The sequence below is a fragment of the Pseudarthrobacter sp. PS3-L1 genome (assembly GCF_030063285.1).
Classification (GTDB): Bacteria; Actinomycetota; Actinomycetes; order Actinomycetales; family Micrococcaceae; genus Arthrobacter.
In genome coordinates this window covers 379,886-398,705 of record NZ_JASISU010000003.1, presented here as the reverse complement: position 1 = coordinate 398,705, position 18,820 = coordinate 379,886, and the positions used below count along the sequence as shown (strand labels likewise).

Sequence of the window (18,820 nt, the reverse complement as noted above, 5' to 3'; positions counted from 1 at the left end):
GTGCGCCGTTGCGATACTGGATCAATGACTATTTCGACTGAATACACAGTCTCCGGCATCGACGACCGGCGCGGGACCCAGACGCTTCTGGTGGCATTGGACGTTGACGGGACCCTGGTGGACCACGACGGCGTCATGAGCGACGCTGTCCGTGAGGCGGCGCAGGCAGTGGTTGCCGCAGGCCATGAGGTCATGATTGCCACCGGCCGTTCACTAAATGCGACGTTGCCCATTATTGAGAAGATCGGGGTTGAACGCGGGTATGCCGTCTGCTGCAATGGCGGCGTAACCCTCCGCCTGGACCGGACGCTCCCGGATGGCTATGAGATCATCAGCAAATCCACTTTTGACCCCGCGCCTGCCCTCCGCGCCCTCCGGGAGAAGCTGCCAAACGCCAAGTACGCCCTCGAGGACGGCGAGGGTAACTTCCTGGCCACCGAGCGCTTTGAAGATGCCAGCTTTGGCGTCGAGGCCATCGGAGTGGACTTTGCAACCCTGCTGGACGCCGTCGCCGTCCGGGTGGTCGTCTTCAGCGCGGACAACACGCCTGAAGAGTTCACCCAGGTCATCACCGAGATTGGGCTTTCCGGCGTCACCTACTCTGTGGGGTGGACAGCATGGCTGGACATTGCTGCTGCTGGCGTGACAAAGGCCAGCGCACTGGAGGATCTCCGCGCAAGGCTCGGAATTCATCCCAGGCACACGGTGGCCTTGGGGGATGGCCGTAATGACATTGAGATGCTTGCCTGGGCGGGCCGCGGTGTGGCCATGGGCCAGGCTCCGCAGGAAGTAGTTGATGCCGCCGACGAAGTTACGCACTCGGTATACGACGACGGCGCCGCCGTGGTGTTGCGCGGTCTCCTGTAGCCACAAAGAAGAAGGCAGCCGGACAGCCACACGAGGTGGCTGTCCGGCTGCCTGGTAGTTCAGCTTCCGGTGCTGCGATGACCAGTCAAACGGCGATGCTGGATGCCCTCCGGCGTCGTGATTTTACGAAACCGATGGCCAGGTCAATGCCCAGGAAGATCAGGAGCGACCAGCCCAGGAGCGGCAGCGCGAAGCCCAGCCCCACCATGACGGTAATGACGGCCAGGATGCCCAGCCAGCTACCCCGGCGGAACGCGCCGCGCGGGGCGGGACGGCCCAAGGCCCACGAACTGCCGCGGATGGGCCTGCGCTTCCACCACATCATGTAACCCAGGACCACCATCACAGCCAGGCCGGCGGCGACTCCTAGGAGCACCAATTGGTTGGCCAGGCCAAACAAGATGCCCATGTGGGCCGCAATAGTCCAGTTGGTCAGCTTTGCCATCAGGCCAAACTCGCTGAAGTCTGCGGTGCTGGTAATCTCACCGGTGGTGCCATCGACTGCCACGACGCTTGCCGTTGCGGGCCATTGCCGGCCTACTTCCGTGAAGGTCCAGGCCTTGCCCGCAGAAGCCGGTGGCCTGATGTCCACCATGGGCGAGCTGATGATGCTGGCCCTCGCTGCGCCCAGGACGGTATCAAATTCCGCAGGCGTTGCAGTTGCCTCCACTGCAGCGGCAGTGCTCCCGCCGTGACCAGCGTGCGCGCCTGATTGGGCCGCTGCGCCGGAAAGCGAGGTGGAGACCACAGGTGTTTCCCAGCCCATCACGCTGCGCAGTGTGCCAATGTTTCCGCCAGCCTGGGCGGACCAAGAAAGCCCCGTGGCCGAAAGGAACATGAAACCCACCAGAAGTACTGTTCCCAGTGTTCCGTGGAGCCAGGCCATGCGGGCCCTGCCGGTGCGTTGTTTGCCCTTTGTGCCCGTAGCGCTCACTCCGGCACCGGGAGCCGGATTGTTTGCCGGGGACCCTGTCGCGCTCGTGCCGCTGCCCAGGCCAGTGGCCTGAGCCCTTGGTCCCCGGCGGCGCAGGAGCCGATCGATCCAGAGAGCAAAACCGCCCAGGGCAACAACCCAGAGCCATGATGCGGCCAGCTCACTGTAGATGCGGCCAGCCTCACCAAGATGCAGGGAACGGTGCAGGGTTGAAATCCAGGTCCGCAGCGGCAGGGATCCGCTGCTGCCGTACGTTGGCAGGTCCCCACGGATCTCGGCTGTTTCCGGATTGACGAAGACGGTCCGCAGTTGAGATTCACCCAGCGTGGGGTCAGCGAAGAGTACCCTCGTTGTGTCTTCCGGACCTGGCGCCGGCCTAACCTTTACCGGCGTTGCGCCTTCTGCAGCAACCACCGCCGCAGAGACCTGCTCTGCAAGGGAAAGCGGCTGCGTAACGGCGGGGACGTGCAGCTCCGTGGGGTACAACGCCTTTTCCAGCTGGGGGGTCATGGCATAGAGACCACCGGAGACGGCAGCAACAAGCAGGAACGGCGCAGCAAGGATTCCGGCGTAGAAGTGCAGGCGCAGCAGGAACGCGCGGAACCAGCCCGAGCCGGCGGATGGTGCCGGTGTCGGTCCAGCGGCTGGGCCGTGCTGTCCTAAATCGCGTGGAGGGATGAGGACGGACACGCGAGTTGTCCCTACTTGCCGGTGGAGCGCGGCGCGGCGGTTGCCGGCCTGCTGCGGATCAGCGCAGTGATACCGGCGCCGAGGCCCACAAGGCCTGCGGCAAGTCCCCACCAGGCAACTGCTGGTGTGCCGGTTTTGTTACTGGACTCAGGTGTGGCCGCAGGCTCGGCCGCTGTGGGTGCTGCAGCTTCGGTGACAAAAGAGGGTGCTGGGTTCTCCGGTTCCGGCTGTCCTTCAACGGCTGCTTCGTCCCACGTTGCAACTTCACCGTCTGTGTAGGTCTGGACGGTCGGCAGCACCAGGGTGGTTCCGGCGTCGGGCAGGACACCTACGGAAATTGCAAACTGCTGGTATTCGTTCGGCCCGATCTGATGGGCTTCGTCTGCTGTCCACTTGACGGAGCTCGGGGCCTTGGTGATGGTGGCGCCGTTCATGGTTACAGGCGCCGGCAAATCGCTGGTGGTCACAGTTGCTGTCCAGCCGTCCATGGGGCGCACCGAGACGGACGTCAGAGGAGTCTCGGTGGGCAGACTTACCTCAATGGAGTTTGTCTTGGCCGTGGCGGACTCGTTGGGAACGGAAAAGGTGAGCTGGCTGTAGCCCCCTGCGACCGGGTTCGCAGGTACCACCCGGACGTGGGCGGAGGCAGCGGGCGCGGTAAGTCCCAGCAGGCCTGCAGCGAGGAGTGCGGCAGAGGAGCCCATGAGGGCGCGGCGACGTGAAGAAGTCATGGCGGAAGAGCCTTTCGCAAAGCAGTCAGGAAAGTATTGGGAGGGTCAGCTGAAAACTGGCCGGCCCGCCATCCCTGCGCAGTACTTCGCGATGTGGGTGGTCAGGGGGCGGCCAGTGCGTCCGGGGGACCACGCCAGGCAGGTAGGGACAGCAGGACCCTACGACGCCGCGGGGCCGCTTCAATCAGCGCCGGAACCGAGGTGGGCGTCGCAAGAAGAGGGGCGGGGCGTGGCAGGTCTACGAGGGGACGGAGCCAGGCCGCCATTGTCCACAGTGCACGCTCGCCGAACGCCAGCAGTAACGCCGTGGCCACTGTCGCCAGGGCATGGGCGGCGAACATCTGGTGATGGCCGTGCGACGGCGGAGCTACCCCCAGGGCGGTGCCCAGCGCCGCGAATGTCGCCGGGCCGACGTCGTGACTCCCCGCGTGCCCAAGGCCCGCGTGGCCGGCTAGCGACTGCGCTGGCTGAGGCATGGAGACCGAGAGTGCTGTAAAGGCCCAGTGCAGGAAATACTGTCCGCCGCCCAACAGTGCAGTCAGCACTGTGAAGGAGAGCCTACGCCGTGTGGCCAGCATGACGGGCAGGAGCGTGAGGGAGCACAGGGCCGCAACGATTGCCGGGTGCGGGAGGACTCCGCCGGCAATCCGGTGACCGCCAGCCGCGAACCCGATGATCAACGCCGTCACCAACGCTGTCCTGGCCAGGCGAAGGAAGCCGCGCGAGAGCATGGGCAGTCCTTTCGCTGGATGAGGCGGTGGAGTCAGTGCTTGTTGGCCTGGCAGGGCGGGCACGCGCATGTCAGGGTGTTGCCAATCCTACTGTGTACGCCACGGACCGCGGTAGCGAGCCCGCCACGGAGCCCTCGACGGTCAGCGAACCTCAAGGATGAGGGAAAGCAGCCGTGCTGCTGCAGGCCTCGCGGCGTGTTCTTCTGCCCATTGCGCCCGGGACATTGCCTTGCTGACGGCCTGCGCCGTGATGCCCAACTCCTGCGCAACAAACTTCTGCTGCCCGCGGACACCCGGAGTTAGGAGGTCAAGGACTCGCCATTCGGCTGAGCTACGGGAACTGACGATGTGCCCAAGCAGCCGCAATACAGCCTCCGATTCTGAGGCAATGTCAGGAAGCGGGCCCTCGACGGCAACCGGGATGCGGTCCCTGCCGCTGCGTAGCCGGTCGACAGCGCGGCGGGCATAAACGAGGCCGTGCCCGGAAGCGTCCTTGATCTGGTTCGGCAGTGGCTCGTTGACTGGTCCAACTCCAAGGCCCACAAACCAGTTTCCACTGCGCAGGGCAACCAGCGCCACGTCCACGGCCTGGTCCGGGGAGTCCACGATGCCCTGCACTTCATCTTCCACGGACCGGTCAAAATCCAGGCGCGCAGGAATGTGCCGCAGGTCTTTCAGGAGCTGCGGCACGCAGTCGCCATCGCGTCTGCTATCCGTTTGGTTGATGGTCAGTGTGAACATTCTGGGACAACATTACCCGGTGGCAGGGATCGGGCAAGGGGTAGATCCAGGCATTATCTGAGGTCGTCAAGAGTGCCGGTGGGCAGGTGGATCCAGCCTTCGGTCAGTGCTGGACCTGCGTGATGTTCGTCTGGCCGGAGGGTGATTCCAAGGGCTACGGCGCGGGCTGCCAGGGCCGCTACGACGGCGTCAAAGAGATCATCGGAGGCCCGGAGCTTGCTCTGGTGTCCGTTGAGGTCCAGCCATGGCGCCAGTGACTCCAGCGCGGTTACCAGGGCTGCCAGTCGCCCGGCTTCGTCCACGCCGCGTCCCTTGTAGCCACGCGCTGTCAGCCCCCAAATCTTGAGGGAAGCAGCTGGGTAGACCTCCGCCAGCCGTCCGGATCCATCGCGGGGTTGGCGCTGGTGGTCCTGGGCAATTTTCGCCTGGATGACTGCACACCGCATGGCCGGGTGTGCCAGCCTGTCGGCCGAGACACTCAAAGGGATGAGCTTGGTCTGCGCCGTAACAAACCTGTCCGTTTCGCGATAGGCCAGCAAGCGGCGTCCGGCAATGCCGTCATGATCCAGGACGTGCTGCGGATCTCCGGTGAGGTGTCCGGTGATGAACGGCAGGAATGCATCAGGCCATCCCACCGGGCAGTCAATCCCAGTCATGGCAGCCCCAGCGAAAAGGTCAACAATGTCCTGGTCCGTGACCTCCAACTCCAGATGCACAAGGCGCGCACGGCCGTCAGTCCACTCCACGGCAGCAGCTGCTGTCTTCTTCGTGGCGGCCGCGAGGTCTACCCCTACTGTCCGCACTCAGGGGGCCCGGAGCTTGAGTGTCCCAGGAACTCCTGCTGGTCCACCCAGGGTGCCGTTGCGGGCAAAGCTGGCCCAGACGTTGCGCATCAGGTATCCGGTGGCGTTAATCTCTGCCCAGGTCGCACCCTCAAGCAGGCCCGCACCACGCCAAGTATCTTCGTCGCCCAGGAGTAGTGGAAGGTCCACTGTGTGCGCGGCGCCGTAAATATTCCCGGGTGCACTCCAGGACAGCATGTACCTGTTGGCCCTGCCGCCTGCCTTCGCGTGGCGCTTGGCGAACGCGCGTGACGCGCGGCCGTAAACTGCCTCCGTGATGATGCGGTCCACAGCCTTAACAGCGAGGGGGCCAAGGACGGGAACCTTTGCCACGTGGCCCAAGACCTTGTTGCGGGGCAGGAAAAGCCGGGATTCCTCCGACGTATGGCCAATCAGCACCTGAATCCCGGGCGCGGTGGCGTCCCAGGCAGCATCGATATCTTCTTCCGGGGGGAGTGGCGCATGGCCATACTGGATTCCGAAGGGCATGGCAGCCAGCAGGCCGAAGCGCCGGGCAGTGTGGGTGACCTGGGCTTCGCGCTCCACTACTTCGAGCATCGGGGTGTCTTCGGTGACAGCTTCTGCCGCCACAGCCATTGCAGCATTCATTTTTGCCCTCCCGCGGGTGATCCCCAGAGGAGCGCTTTGTATGATGGCCCGTTGAAATAGCTTGGGGGCCTCCGGGATTGCCATCAGGTGGGCCACGGCGTCACCACCGGCTGATTGTCCAAACGCCGTCACACAGCCTGGATCTCCGCCGAACGCCGCAATGTTCCGCTGGACCCAGCGGAACGCCTCAAGCTGGTCCAAGAGACCCAGGTTAGCCGGGCGTCCCTGGGACGTGCCCAGGTAGCCAAAAAGTCCAAGACGGTAGGTGACCGAGACGACGACGACACGATTTTCACTCACCAGCGCATTGGGCTTGAAAATCGCCAGGTCTCCGGACCCCGTGGTGTAGGAGCCGCCATGGAGCCACACCATGACGGGCAGGCGCTCGCCGTCCTGAAGGTCACCAGGCATGGTGATGGAGAGTCTCTGGCAGTCCTCGCTGCCCGGAAGTTCACCGTAGTGCGTCCCCAGCACCTCGTCGAGGAATGGCACAGGACCCTGTGGGCATGCTGGCGAGAGTTCGGTTGCCGGGTACGTTTCGGTCCAGTCGGGCCGTGGCGCCGGCGGCTTGAACCGCGCTGCTTCCGCGTAGGGGATCCCGGTAGCTCGGAGGACGGCTCCGTCCTGCCATCCTGTGATCGGGCCACACGGGGGAGAGAAGGTAGGGCTGGCATTCATGCTCCAACCCTTCCACATTTTTCTGGACGTTTTCTCTGGACGTTATGGAGGTGGGGGTTAGTGGGTGGCTTGTTCTGGGTGTTCTTTCCAGCAGGCGAGGATGGTGGTGGCGGTTTGGTAGGCGAAGGCTGCGGGGGTGATTTTTTCTGGGCCTAGTGGTGTGGTGATGTTGGTGGCGTTGACGTGGAGGATCATGTTGTCTTTGAGGAAGACGACTGATCCTGCGGTGTTTTTGTAGGCGGGGAAGCCGAGGTTTTCTAGGCCTTTGATGTCGGTGGCGTTGGGGACTTCTACCTGGAGGGCTTCGAAGTAGGTTTTCGCGGCTGTTGGGTCGGGGGTTTCCTTCACGGAGATGATGAAGTCGCCCTCGGTGAGGTGGTAGGTGCAGGTGAAGATTTTATCGGTGAAGTCACTGATGCTGTGGGGGGCTTGGGGTAGGCCTAGCCGGGTGGCCATGTCTTTTTTGACTTCGTCGCCGCAGACCATTTGCGCCGCTTCGGTGGGGCCCTGCGCGGTGGTCTGGGCTGTGGTGGATCCCCCGCCGTGATGACTGGCCCCGGCCGCTGGGGTACTAGCAGCGGCGCTGGCGGTACCGGCCTCGTTTCCTGGGGCTGCGGTGGTGGCTCCTGTTGCCGCGGCACAGCCAGAGAGGAGCAGGGTCGAAAGAGCCAGTGTGCTGATCCAGCGGTGTGGATGATTCATGGTGTTCCTGTCCTGATACTCAATAAGCCGTGCCGGTCTCCTGCCGTGCCGGTCTCCTGCCGTGCCGGTCTCCTGCCATGCAGGTCATCCGCAGTGCGGTGTGGTGGTTAGGTTTGGAGTTGGGCGTAGATGACGTAGTTGTCATCGAAGAGGCCCGTGGCGGGGTCGTAGCCATCGCAGGTGATCAGGCGTAGTTCCGGGCCGGGGGTGTTTCCGTAGACCTCCAGGGTGGGGAAGTCTTCTTTGCTGTAGGCCGCGCCGCGGGTGACGGTGAACGTGGTGATCGAGCCGTCTTCGGCCCTCACGGTGATGGGCTCTCCAGGGGTGAGGTCCCGGAGCCTGGCGAAGACACCAGCGCTACCATCGGGTGAGTTCACGTGTCCGAGCATGACCGCTGGCCCTGGTGAGCCAGGGACCGGCGAGCCGTTATACCAACTCGCGGGAACGTTGTTTTCCGTCGCTGAGGGTACCTCCAGGGACTTGTTCTCACGTAAGCCCAGGGATAACAACTCGGTACTAAGGCCAACGGAAGCGATCTCCAAAGAGACCGGCGGCGAGGTCCGTACCGGGACCGGTTCCTGGGTAGGGGCAGCCACGGGCCCCGACGCTGCCGGCCCTGACGGTGAAGGTGCCGGTGGTGGTGTGGTGGTTGCGGAGGTAGGCCCTGAGGTGGGTTCCGGGCCTGCAGCGGGTGTTCCCGCGCACCCGGTCAAGGCGATGATCGCGGCGACCGCGGATGCTGTGAGGCATCCGCGGTAACCGTTCGAGCGTGTCATCAAGGGATGATCGATTCAGGCAGGGACAGGTGCTTAGGCTGCGGCCCGGCGACGGATCATGTAGGCCCCGCCAGCAAGAGCTACCAGTGCCAGGCCACCACCAAGGGCAATAGCCCCGGTGTTATCAGTAGCCGTTGTGGCAACACCGGTATCAGCGCCACCGACAGGCATGGCCATCTGCCCTGCAGCGAGAGTTCCACACAGGGCCGGTGAGGTAGCTGCCAACGGCAGTGAAGGCACCAGGTCAGAGGGTGCAGCAGCAGCCTCAGGGCTCAGTGTTGCCGGGTCCAGGCCGTGGACAACAACAACAGCAGTGCCATCATGGAGGGACTTCGCGGTCTCAGCGTTCAACTCAAAGGTCCGGTCCACCGTGTAGGAAGAACCCTGACCGGCGACAGTGAGGTCAAGACCGGCAGCAGGGCTGGTATCACCACTGGTTGAGAGCGTCGTGCCAATAGCACCGTAGAACGGGGCGCCCTCGGTCGTGGAGATAACCCCATCACCACTGGTATCAGCCGACGGCGCCGGGCACACACCCTGAGCACCCACGTGGATGTGCTGCACGTGCGGGTACGGGGCATCCATGAATGTCTCCGGCAACCCGGAAACCTTCAGGACAGCATGGGCAGTAGTACCGGTGACGTCCACAGTGACAGTACCCGTAGCCGTGCTCCCATTAAGCTGGCCCAACGTGGACTGGTACGAATGATCCCCATCATGGGCCATCGCCGGAGCACTCGAAAGCGCCAGGGCACCAAGAGCCAAAGTCGGAACAGCCAAAAAGCGAAGTGTCTTGTTCATTAGGAAAAACTCCTCATGCGAGTGACGCATTGATTGAAGGTGTGACACCCCTGATTCGGAGCCCTGAGGTGGGCGGATGGGTCAGTGCTGTGATTTAAACCACAAATTTTCCTCTCGATGCGGCCGGACTGGATTTCCTGTGGACAGGTTGCTGCCTGTGCGCGCCATGCATACTGGTTCTTCGATGCAAGCCAGACAAGGGAGCCGCAGTGCCATCGTTGCCCAGTATTGATCACCTTGCCCTGACCGTAACGGATGTTGAGCGGAGCGTTGCCTTCTACTCTGCGCTCTGGGGCACCGAGCCATCAGCGACCCTGACGGACGGGCCCTTTGTTCGGCGCAAGTTTGACCTCGGGGCTGGGCTTGGCCTGGGACTGACCCAGCATGCTGCCGGTCAGGGCGCTAGCGCTTTCGACGCCCTGAACCCGGGGCTGGACCACGTAGGATTCGCCGTGGACACTGTGGCTGAACTCAGGGAATGGGCCGCTCATCTGGAGCATCTTGGTGTGGAGCACAGCGGCCTCGTGGAGGCGGGTTATGGGACAGTGCTCAGCTTCAAGGACCCAGACGGAATTGCCCTAGAGTTTTTCGCCGCGTCCTGACGTCTTCGGCTTAAACGCAGGACGCCCAGACTCACGTGAGCCTGGGCGTCCTGCTCCCACGTTTGTGGGCGGCAGGAAATCTAGTGTCCGGCGGCCGGCACGTAGCGCTTGATGGACGCCTCGAGTTCAGCCTCGGCGGCAGCGCGGTCGCCCCAGCCTTCGGCCTTGACCCACTTGCCCGGCTCCAGGTCCTTGTAACGGGTGAAGAAGTGCTCAATTTCCTTGATGAGGAAATCACTCACGTCAGTGATCTCCTGGATGTGGTCAAAACGGGCGTCGACCGGCACGCAGAGAACCTTGGCGTCGCCACCGCCATCGTCAGTCATGTTGAACACACCAATGGGGCGTGACTCAACGATGACGCCGGGGTGCAGGTCGAAGTCCTGCATCAGGACCAGTGCGTCCAAAGGGTCGCCATCTTCGCCCAAGGTGTTGTCGAAGAATCCGTAGTGCGTGGGGTACTGCATGGAGGTGAAGAGAACCCGGTCCAGGCGAACGCGCCCGGTCTCGTGGTCGACTTCGTACTTGACGCGGGATCCACGGGGGATCTCGATGGTGACATCGTGCTTCATGGATGCTCCTTTGGATTCTGCACTGGTAAAGGGTGCAGAAGTAGCTGTCAGGTCTTCGCAGCCCCCGAGGATTCCCCCCCGGGCTGCCTACTACTATGAGGATATAGCGACAGGCCCGGGTTTCAGGAACTTGCGGGAAATTTCAAACGTGAGGAACCACCGTGGCGTCACCGCAGGGCCCACCGTCCCTACCCGGCCGACGGCGATCCGCCCTCCGCCGCGGGAGCGCTGTGGTGCCACTGCTTCTCGCCGCAGTGGTGGCAGCTCCCGGGATAGCCGCCGTCGTGCCGGCTGTGACCGGGCCCGAGCGTCCTGCCGTGACGGCGCCTCCGTCAGTTCCGCCCTGGCAGCAGGCGCCCACCAGCCTGTCGCAGGAACCGCCTGGCAACCTGTTGCTTCCCGGACCGTTGGCGACGGACGCGCCATTGCCCAGTGGAACCGCACTTGCGGCCACACTGGATCCGCTCCTGAACGCCGACGGCGGGGGGTCCTTTACCGCTGAAGTCCAGGACGCGTTGACCGGGGAGGTCCTATACAGCCGGGACGGAACGCGCGCCGTGGTCCCGGCATCGAACACCAAACTGCTGACCGCTGTTGCAGCTCTTCAGACCATGGGTCCGGACCGAAAGTTCCAGACGCGGGTGGTGTCGGGGCCTGCAGCCGGTGCGGTCGTCCTGGTAGGCGGGGGCGACGTGCTTCTCGCAGCTGGTGCATCCCAGCCCGGACTGACGCTCGGCCACGTGGGACTGGCAACCCTGGCAGAAGATACAGTCGCGTCCCTGGTTGCCGCGGGCTACGCGGGCTCCGTCACCGTGTCGGTGGATGATTCGCTGTTCAGTGGTCCCAACCTCAGCCCGGCGTGGGAAGACGGTGACATTGCGGTGGGCGAGATCGCCCCGGTCTACTCACTGGCACTGAACTCGGCCCGGTACGATCCCGGCAGTACGTCAGGTCCCCGACCGCAAGACTCGGCGCTGACCGCAGGCCAGGCTTTCGCTGCGGCCCTGGGCAGCGCAGGCGCTGTCCAGGGGCTGACTGTCAGTACCGACGTCGGGCGCTATTCCGGTGCTCCCCTGGCTGGTGCGCCGGAGCTTGCCACTGCCGAGTCCGCCACGGTGGGTGAGCAGGTGCAGTTGATGCTGGAGACCTCTGACAATTACCTCGCGGAAGTCCTTGGCCGAATGGCAGCGGACAGCCAGGAGCTTGCCGCAAGCAGCGCAGGGGCAGTGGACGTTGTCCTGCAGGAACTGGAGTCATTGGGGATCGCGCCGGGCCGGGTGCAGCTGGCCGACGTCTCGGGCCTCACCCTGGACAACACCATCCCGGCGGCAGAACTCACGGATGTTGTGCGGGCCATGACGAGCGGCACGGATCTGCGGCTCCGCGCCGCGCTGCCCGGATTCCCCGTAGCTGGCCTGACCGGAACCCTCAATGGCAGGTACCTTTCCGGCGCATCTGCCAGCGGAGCGGGCCTGGTGCGGGCGAAGACCGGCACGCTCAATACTGTGCTGGCGCTCAGCGGCTATGTGGTCGACGCCGATGGCAGGCTGCTGGTGTTCTCCTTCATCGGAAACAACCTGGAACCTGGGGCACCGGCAAACAAGGCGGCACTGGACCAGGCCGCCTCCGCCGTGGCTGGGTGCGGCTGCCAGTAAGTCGAGGGTTCGCCGGTCAGCGAAATAGACCCGGCGTCGGGCTGGGAGGCGCCGCGCATGTGTTCTGATGGGAACTATGGACTCATCTCAGGGAGCGACCACAGAATCCGCCTCTGCCGCGGAGGCGCTGATTAACTGGGACCTGGCCGCGTCCACGGCTGCCCGGTTGGCGCCGGCGGGTCCTGATCTTTCTGGCCGCGAGATCGGCGCAGCGGTGGAACGCATCCGGCTCATGGCCGACAGGTCGGTTCCCTACGTCCACGACATCACAGGCCTGGAAGCAGCAAGGGACCTGCGTGATTCAGAGGTCCTCGTTGTTGACCGGGCATCCTGGGCCAAAGCCAACACCCAGAGCTTTGCCGTGATGCTCAAGCCCGCCATGCAGGCCATGGTGGAGAGCCAGAAAGGCAGCATCAGTTCGGCGACGGTTGGTTTCAGCGGCGCCATTACAGGGGCTCAGCTGGGCGCGGTCCTGGCGTTCCTGTCCAGCAAGGTCCTGGGCCAGTACGATCCATTTTCTGCGCTTGCGGAGGATTCCGCGGCCCCTGCTGGCGGTCGTTTGTTGCTGGTGGCTCCCAACATCATCTCCGTGGAACGCGACCTAAATGTTACCCCTGACGATTTTCGGCTCTGGGTCTGCCTGCACGAACAGACACACCGCGTCCAGTTTGCCGCCGCACCGTGGCTCCGGCACCACATGCTCGAGGAGATCGAGAAACTCAGCGGCCAGTTGCTGGGCAATATGGATTCGCTGATGGAAAGGGCCACCGCAGCCACCAAGGCACTGCGGGACAGGACTGGCGCGTCGGACGTGCCTGGGCGGGGAGCGGTCCTTGACCTGCTGCAGAATCCGGACGAGAAGGCCTCAATCTCCCACCTCACCGCTGTCATGAGCCTCCTGGAAGGCCACGCCAATGTTGTGATGGACGCAGTGGACTCCCGGATCGTTCCCTCGGTAAGGACCATTCGGCAGCGCTTTAATGCCCGCGGCAAGGATCGTGGAGCCGTGGAAAAACTTATCCGCAGCGTCCTGGGGCTGGATGCCAAAATGCGGCAGTACTCCGACGGCGCCCGCTTTGTCCGCGGAGTGGTCGACGTTGCTGGCATGGACGGTTTCAACATGGTCTGGGAATCCGTGGAGCACCTGCCCACAGAAAAAGAAATCCATGATTCCTCACTGTGGCTGCAGCGGATGGGACTTTGAGGGCCGTGTCCGACGCTGAGACCGCCAAGCGGGACGGCGTTTTCGGCCCCGACGGGCAGGGCGAAGAAGGAGTCCAGCCAGTCGTCAGGAAGGGGCGGCGGACCCCGGGCCGGCTTGCGCCGGTAGTGGGAACGGCAAGAAAGCATCTCGAGCGTGCCCTCGAACAGGCTGGCTATCCGCAGCGTGTCCTGGTGGCCTGCAGTGGAGGCCCGGACTCGCTGGCACTTGCCTCCGTGGCGGCATACTTCGCCCGTCGCGGCAACGTCGCTGGGCACCCGCTGACAGTGGGCGCCGTCGTGGTTGATCATCAGCTTCAGGAAGGGTCAGCAGCGGTTGCGCACCGGACAGCCCGGACGCTCACGGACATGGGACTGGATCCTGTCCTGGTGGTTCCCGTGGACGTGGTGGCAACCGGCATGGGCCCCGAAGCAGCGGCACGCGATGCCAGGCATGAAGCGCTCGCGTCCGCGGCGGTTGACACCGCGTCAACCGCCGTCCTGCTCGGACACACCCTTGACGACCAAGCGGAGCAGGTGCTGCTGGGCTTGGCACGTGGCTCCGGAACACGATCCCTGGCGGGCATGCGGCAGGCCCGCGGAATTCTGCTGCGACCCTTCCTGGGGCTGCGCCGATCGGACACGGAAGAGATCTGCGACGTGGAGGGGCTCGATCCTTGGCTGGATCCCAGCAACTCGGATCCGGCCTTCGCGAGATCCCGTACCCGCGTTGAAGTCCTCCCGCACCTTGAGGAGAAACTGGGGCCCGGTGTTGCCGAGTCCCTGGCACGGACGGCTGCGATTTTGGCGCAGGATTCCGATTACCTGGATGGTGTCGCAACAGCTACGTTCGCGACTCTCGCTGAACGCGACGGCGGAATGCTCAGCCTTCCCGAAGCCGCCCTGGTTGATCTGGCCCCCGCCATTCGGTTCCGGGTGATTGCCCTCGCAGCCGCCGACGTCGGAGGCCAGCAGCCCAGTTACCGTCGCCTTATCGCTGCGGAGGCACTGCTGCGGCGGCAGGGATCCGCGGGCCCGGTTGAACTGCCCGGTGGTGTCAGCGTGTACAGACTTTCACTCGCTGAACTTGCTGCCAGGCAGGAGGGCAGCGGAGATTCGCAGGCCACGCGTGTTCCCCGTGCGGCTGCCCATTGTGGGAAGCTTGTATTCCGGCCTCAGAAACCGCCCCATTTTTAGTCCGCATCCCCGCATCTACACAGGAGTTATTGGTGGATTCAACCGACGTCCATGCAGACCTCAAGCATGTTCTTTATTCAAAAGAGCAGATCCAGGACCGGATCGCTGAGCTTGCTGCCCAGATCGACAAGGACTACCAGGGACGCGACATTCTCATGGTCGGTGTCCTCAAGGGCGCAGTCATGGTGATGGCTGACCTGGCCCGCGCACTGCACAGCCACGTTTCGATGGACTGGATGGCGGTGTCTTCCTACGGCTCCGGCACGCAGTCCTCTGGAGTGGTCCGCATCCTGAAGGACCTTGATACGGACCTGATGGGCAAGGACGTGCTCATTGTCGAAGACATTATTGACTCCGGGCTGACGCTCTCCTGGCTGAAGACAAACCTGGAATCCCGTGGCACCGCGTCCGTCGAGATCTGCACCGCCTTCCGCAAGCCGACAGCAGCCAAGGTGGAGATCGACGTCAAATACGTCGGCTACGACATCCCGAACGAATTTGTTGTGGGCTACGGCCTGGATTACGCGGAAAAGTACCGCAACCTGGACTTCGTGGGAACCTTGGCTCCGCACGTCTACGAGTAGGCACTTCCGTTTTCCCTACGCTCCAGTGAACGACGGCGGCCTTCGGGCCGCCGTCGTTTGTTAACCTCTGGTGCGAGGTGCCTGGGAGTTACCTGAAACGCTACGCCGAGAGGGAACTTTAACTCCTGACTGTGCGTGAACTACTGCGAACGGTGTATAGCTAGAGGCTGACGCCGCACCACACGTGCGTAGAAAATCCGCCGTGCAGCACCACGCACTACCAGGAGGGACGGGGTAAACCCCCGATCAGATGAAAGCTAAGAGTTTCTTCAAGGGCCCAGGAATCTGGATCGTCGTTGTGATCGGCATCCTTCTGGTTGCCTTCACAACACTGTCCCCGGGTGGATCTGCGCGGATCGATACAGACAAGGGCCTCGAGCTCCTCGCCGACAGTGGCAAGGTGGAGCAGGCCAAGATTTTTGATGGCGAAAACCGTGTTGACCTGACGCTGAAAGACAGCCTGGTCCTCGACGGGCAGGACAAGGGCAAGAGCGTCCAGTTCTTCTTCGTCAATGACCGCGGGGCCGACGTCGTCAAGGCTGTGACGGATGCGAAGCCAGCCGATGGCTTCACCGACCAGCCGATCGAGAGCAACTGGTTTGGCAGCCTCCTGACCATCCTGCTGCCGGTGATCCTCCTCGGTGGCCTTTTCTGGTTCCTGATGACACGCGCCCAGGGTGGCAGCTCCAAGATCATGCAGTTCGGCAAGTCCAAAGCCAAGATGGTCAGCAAGGACATGCCGCAGGTTTCCTTCTCCGACGTTGCTGGCTCGGACGAAGCAGTCGAGGAACTCCAGGAAATCAAGGAATTCCTGCAGGAGCCCGCCAAGTTCCAGGCCGTTGGTGCAAAGATCCCCAAGGGCGTGCTGCTCTACGGACCGCCAGGTACGGGCAAGACCCTCTTGGCGCGGGCTGTTGCAGGTGAGGCAGGGGTTCCCTTCTTCTCCATTTCCGGTTCGGACTTTGTTGAAATGTTTGTTGGCGTGGGCGCCTCCAGGGTCAGGGACCTGTTCGAACAGGCCAAGACCAACTCTCCAGCCATCATCTTCGTGGATGAGATCGACGCAGTCGGTCGCCACCGTGGTGCAGGTATTGGTGGCGGCAACGACGAACGTGAACAGACCCTCAACCAGCTCCTGGTTGAAATGGATGGTTTCGACGTCAAAACCAACGTGATCCTCATCGCCGCAACCAACCGTCCCGACGTCCTTGACCCGGCCCTGTTGCGTCCGGGCCGGTTCGACCGCCAGATTGCCGTGGAAGCACCGGACTTGGTGGGCCGCGAACAGATCCTTCAGGTGCACTCAAAGGGCAAGCCCATGGCGCCCGGCGTTGACCTCAAGGCGGTCGCAAAGAAGACCCCCGGATATACGGGCGCAGACCTTGCCAACGTCCTGAACGAAGCGGCACTGCTGACCGCCCGCTCCAACGCCAACCTGGTTGATGACCGTGCGCTGGATGAGGCCATTGACCGCGTGATGGCCGGCCCGCAGAAACGCAGCAGGGTCATGAAAGAGCACGAGCGCAAGATCACCGCGTACCACGAAGGTGGTCACGCACTGGTGGCCGGCGCGCTGCGCAACTCCGCTCCAGTCACCAAGATCACCATCCTGCCCCGCGGCCGCGCACTGGGCTACACCATGGTGGTTCCGGACAACGACAAGTACTCCGTCACCCGGAACGAGCTTCTGGACCAGATGGCGTACGCCATGGGCGGCCGCGTAGCCGAGGAAATCGTCTTCCACGACCCTTCCACGGGCGCCTCCAACGACATCGAGAAAGCCACCTCAATTGCCCGCAAGATGGTGACTGAGTACGGCATGAGCGAGCGGGTGGGTGCCGTGAAGCTGGGCCAAGCCGCTGGCGAACCGTTCATGGGACGGGATAGCGGGAGTGATCGTGGCTACTCGGACCAGGTGGCGTTTGTCATTGACGAGGAAGTACGCCGGCTGATCGACCAGGCACACGACGAGGCCTACGCCATCCTGATTGAAAACCGGGACGTGCTGGACCAGCTCGCCGTGGAACTGCTCGAACGCGAGACCCTGAACCAGGCAGAGATTGCGGAGATCTTCACCGACGTTCGCAAGAGCGACTTCCGCCAGATCTGGCTGTCCAAGGATTCCCGCCCCGTGCAGGAAGCCGGACCCGTAGAATCACGCCGGGAGCGTGCCGAGCGCGAAGCCCAGGAAGAGGCTACGGAAGCCCGGCTGGAAGAACCCCTGGACCTGCAGCCTCCGCACCCCCAGGGTGTCGCCGGCACAGATCCGTTCCAGGGCGGGGCCACCGATAAACCGTCGGACGGCCTGCCCGGCTAAACTTCTTCTGTGAATCATTTCGACGACGACGACGCCGACGCCCCCGCAGCATTCCCGGCTGACGGGGGCCCGGCCGGGCAACCAGGCAACACAGTAGACCGGCCGCGAATTGAGGCAGCAGTTCGAGAAATGCTGCTGGCCATTGGAGAAAACCCGGACCGCAGTGGTCTGCTGGACACTCCCAAGCGCGTCGCCAAGGCTTACGCGGAGGTATTTGCCGGGCTCCACCAGGACCCCTCCGATGTCCTGTCCACCACTTTTGACCTGGACCATGAGGAATTGGTGCTGGTCAAGGACATTCCGTTCTATTCGACCTGTGAACACCACCTGGTCCCTTTCCATGGGGTTGCCCACGTGGGATATATCCCCTCACATGAGGGCAAGGTCACCGGCCTGAGCAAGCTGGCCCGCCTGGTGGATATCTTTGCCCGCCGGCCACAGGTCCAGGAGCGACTCACCACCCAGATCGCAGACGCGCTGGTCAGCCATCTCAAACCCCGCGGGGCCATCGTTGTCATTGAATGCGAACACATGTGTATGTCTATGCGCGGCGTCCGCAAGCCCGGCGCCAAGACCGTCACCAGCGCAGTCCGCGGCCAGCTACATGATCCCGCCACCCGCGCAGAGGCCATGAGCCTCATCATCGGAAGGTAAAGACTTTTTTATGGATTCACTCGCTGCAGCACCCGGCACCGGCCCGGCCACCAGTCCCATGCCCGTCCTGCGCACGTCGCAGGCGAAAGCCAGCTTCGACAAGTTGCCCACCGGCAGGACGCTGGTGATGGGCGTCCTGAACGTCACGCCCGATTCCTTCAGTGACGGCGGCAAGCACCCCACACCGGACACGGCCATTGCCGCGGGACTGCGGATGCACTACGCCGGCGCCGACATCATCGACGTAGGCGGAGAATCTACCCGGCCAGGTGCTGAGGAAGTTAGCCCAGAGGAAGAACAGCGGCGTGTGCTTCCGGTGATCCAGGCCTTGGTGAAGGCCGGGGCGCTGGTCAGCATCGACACAACGCACGTATCCACAGCTGCGGCTGCCCTGGATGCAGGGGCCAGCATCATCAATGACGTTGCCGGTCTCACCATTGAACCGGGAATGCCCGAACTCGTTGCAACCCGGGGGGTGCCGTACGTGCTGACACACCGCCGTGGTGATGCGCGGACCATGAATACCAAGACTGACTACACGGATGTCGTGACGGACGTTGTGGCCGAACTGACTGAAGTCCGTGAAAAGCTCTACGCCGCCGGTGTCGCCCCGGAGCAGATCATCGTGGACCCAGGTATCGGTTTTGCCAAGAAGGATGCCCAGAACTGGGAGCTGCTGTCCGGCCTCGATGTCCTGCAGGAGATGGGCCACCGAGTCCTGGTCGCGGCGTCGCGCAAGCGCTTCCTTGGCTCACTGCTGAGCGTTTCGGGAAAGGCTGCAGCTCCTGAGGAACGCGATCACGCGACGGTGGCCATCACTGCCATCAGCGCAGCCCGTGGCGCCTGGGCTGTCCGGGTCCACGATGTCGGACCGAGCCTCGACGCCGTCAAGGTCGCCATGCAGATCAAAGCTCCGCACCCCGGACGGTAGGACGGT

The 18,820-nt window shown here is 63.4% G+C and carries 20 protein-coding genes; 10 read left to right on the top strand and 10 right to left on the bottom strand.

The window, feature by feature from the left end:
• Positions 1–24: 24 nt before the first annotated feature.
• Entirely contained in the window at positions 25–867 is an 843-nt protein-coding gene (locus tag QMG79_RS09745; protein ID WP_283538389.1) for an HAD family hydrolase, read from the top strand.
• A gap of 85 nt (positions 868–952) precedes the next feature.
• Here the strand turns inward: QMG79_RS09745 and QMG79_RS09740 are convergent, their stop codons facing one another.
• The 8 genes from QMG79_RS09740 to QMG79_RS09705 all read right to left on the bottom strand — a co-directional run bounded on the left by QMG79_RS09740 (position 953) and on the right by QMG79_RS09705 (position 8,001).
• Positions 953–2,491: a PepSY-associated TM helix domain-containing protein gene (locus tag QMG79_RS09740; RefSeq protein WP_283538388.1), complete on the bottom strand. Its 1,539-nt coding sequence runs from the start codon at positions 2,489–2,491 to the stop codon at positions 953–955.
• An 11-nt stretch (positions 2,492–2,502) separates the two neighbouring features.
• Positions 2,503–3,222, bottom strand: a complete 720-nt coding sequence (locus tag QMG79_RS09735; RefSeq protein ID WP_283538387.1) for a YcnI family copper-binding membrane protein — start codon at positions 3,220–3,222, stop codon at positions 2,503–2,505.
• Between the two features lie 101 nt (positions 3,223–3,323).
• Positions 3,324–3,953: a hypothetical protein gene (locus tag QMG79_RS09730; protein WP_283538386.1), complete on the bottom strand. Its 630-nt coding sequence runs from the start codon at positions 3,951–3,953 to the stop codon at positions 3,324–3,326.
• Between the two features lie 141 nt (positions 3,954–4,094).
• Positions 4,095–4,694 carry a hypothetical protein gene (locus tag QMG79_RS09725; RefSeq protein ID WP_283538385.1) on the bottom strand — a complete coding sequence of 200 codons (600 nt, stop codon included), beginning with the start codon at positions 4,692–4,694 and terminating at the stop codon, positions 4,095–4,097.
• 53 nt (positions 4,695–4,747) lie between these two features.
• Entirely contained in the window at positions 4,748–5,497 is a 750-nt protein-coding gene (locus tag QMG79_RS09720) for a DUF429 domain-containing protein (protein WP_283538384.1), read from the bottom strand.
• Complete coding sequence (locus QMG79_RS09715; protein WP_283538383.1) at positions 5,498–6,823, bottom strand: carboxylesterase family protein; 1,326 nt, start codon at positions 6,821–6,823, stop codon at positions 5,498–5,500.
• A 57-nt stretch (positions 6,824–6,880) separates the two neighbouring features.
• Positions 6,881–7,525 (bottom strand): hypothetical protein, encoded by a 645-nt coding sequence (locus QMG79_RS09710; RefSeq protein WP_283537267.1) that lies wholly within the window; start codon positions 7,523–7,525, stop codon positions 6,881–6,883.
• A 107-nt stretch (positions 7,526–7,632) separates the two neighbouring features.
• A complete protein-coding gene (locus QMG79_RS09705) occupies positions 7,633–8,001 on the bottom strand; it encodes a sortase domain-containing protein (protein ID WP_283537366.1) in 369 nt (122 codons plus the stop codon).
• On the opposite strand from QMG79_RS09705, the gene QMG79_RS09700 reads away from it, so the two are divergent.
• Complete coding sequence (locus tag QMG79_RS09700) at positions 7,913–8,284, top strand: hypothetical protein (protein WP_283537376.1); 372 nt, start codon at positions 7,913–7,915, stop codon at positions 8,282–8,284. The genes QMG79_RS09705 and QMG79_RS09700 overlap by 89 nt on opposite strands.
• Before the next feature lie 50 nt (positions 8,285–8,334).
• On the opposite strand, the gene QMG79_RS09695 is transcribed toward QMG79_RS09700, so the two are convergent.
• On the bottom strand, positions 8,335–9,102 hold the full coding sequence (locus QMG79_RS09695; protein ID WP_283538382.1) for a GVDTG sorting domain-containing protein: 768 nt from the start codon (positions 9,100–9,102) through the stop codon (positions 8,335–8,337).
• A 209-nt stretch (positions 9,103–9,311) separates the two neighbouring features.
• Here QMG79_RS09695 and QMG79_RS09690 point away from each other — a divergent pair, with 209 nt between their 5' ends.
• The gene (locus QMG79_RS09690; RefSeq protein ID WP_283538381.1) at positions 9,312–9,704 is read left to right on the top strand and encodes a VOC family protein; all 393 of its coding nucleotides are present in this window, start codon (positions 9,312–9,314) and stop codon (positions 9,702–9,704) included.
• Between the two features lie 80 nt (positions 9,705–9,784).
• Here QMG79_RS09690 and QMG79_RS09685 read toward each other — a convergent pair whose 3' ends face one another.
• Entirely contained in the window at positions 9,785–10,276 is a 492-nt protein-coding gene (locus QMG79_RS09685) for an inorganic diphosphatase (protein WP_283538380.1), read from the bottom strand.
• Positions 10,277–10,437: 161 nt separating this feature from the next.
• On the opposite strand from QMG79_RS09685, the gene dacB reads away from it, so the two are divergent.
• From dacB to folP, 7 genes are all read left to right on the top strand, one after another.
• Complete coding sequence (gene dacB / locus QMG79_RS09680; RefSeq protein WP_283538379.1) at positions 10,438–11,931, top strand: D-alanyl-D-alanine carboxypeptidase/D-alanyl-D-alanine endopeptidase; 1,494 nt, start codon at positions 10,438–10,440, stop codon at positions 11,929–11,931.
• A 67-nt stretch (positions 11,932–11,998) separates the two neighbouring features.
• Positions 11,999–13,135 carry a zinc-dependent metalloprotease gene (locus QMG79_RS09675; RefSeq protein ID WP_502934725.1) on the top strand — a complete coding sequence of 379 codons (1,137 nt, stop codon included), beginning with the start codon at positions 11,999–12,001 and terminating at the stop codon, positions 13,133–13,135.
• Positions 13,136–13,260: 125 nt separating this feature from the next.
• Entirely contained in the window at positions 13,261–14,328 is a 1,068-nt protein-coding gene (tilS, locus tag QMG79_RS09670) for a tRNA lysidine(34) synthetase TilS (RefSeq protein ID WP_283538705.1), read from the top strand.
• A 32-nt stretch (positions 14,329–14,360) separates the two neighbouring features.
• Positions 14,361–14,912, top strand: coding sequence for a hypoxanthine phosphoribosyltransferase (gene hpt, locus QMG79_RS09665; protein WP_283538377.1), 552 nt, complete (start codon positions 14,361–14,363; stop codon positions 14,910–14,912).
• Between the two features lie 250 nt (positions 14,913–15,162).
• Positions 15,163–17,229, top strand: a complete 2,067-nt coding sequence (gene ftsH / locus QMG79_RS09660; protein ID WP_283538376.1) for an ATP-dependent zinc metalloprotease FtsH — start codon at positions 15,163–15,165, stop codon at positions 17,227–17,229.
• 9 nt (positions 17,230–17,238) lie between these two features.
• Positions 17,239–17,883, top strand: coding sequence for a GTP cyclohydrolase I FolE (gene folE, locus QMG79_RS09655; RefSeq protein WP_283538375.1), 645 nt, complete (start codon positions 17,239–17,241; stop codon positions 17,881–17,883).
• 10 nt (positions 17,884–17,893) lie between these two features.
• Positions 17,894–18,814, top strand: a complete 921-nt coding sequence (gene folP / locus QMG79_RS09650) for a dihydropteroate synthase (protein WP_283538374.1) — start codon at positions 17,894–17,896, stop codon at positions 18,812–18,814.
• Positions 18,815–18,820: the final 6 nt, after the last annotated feature.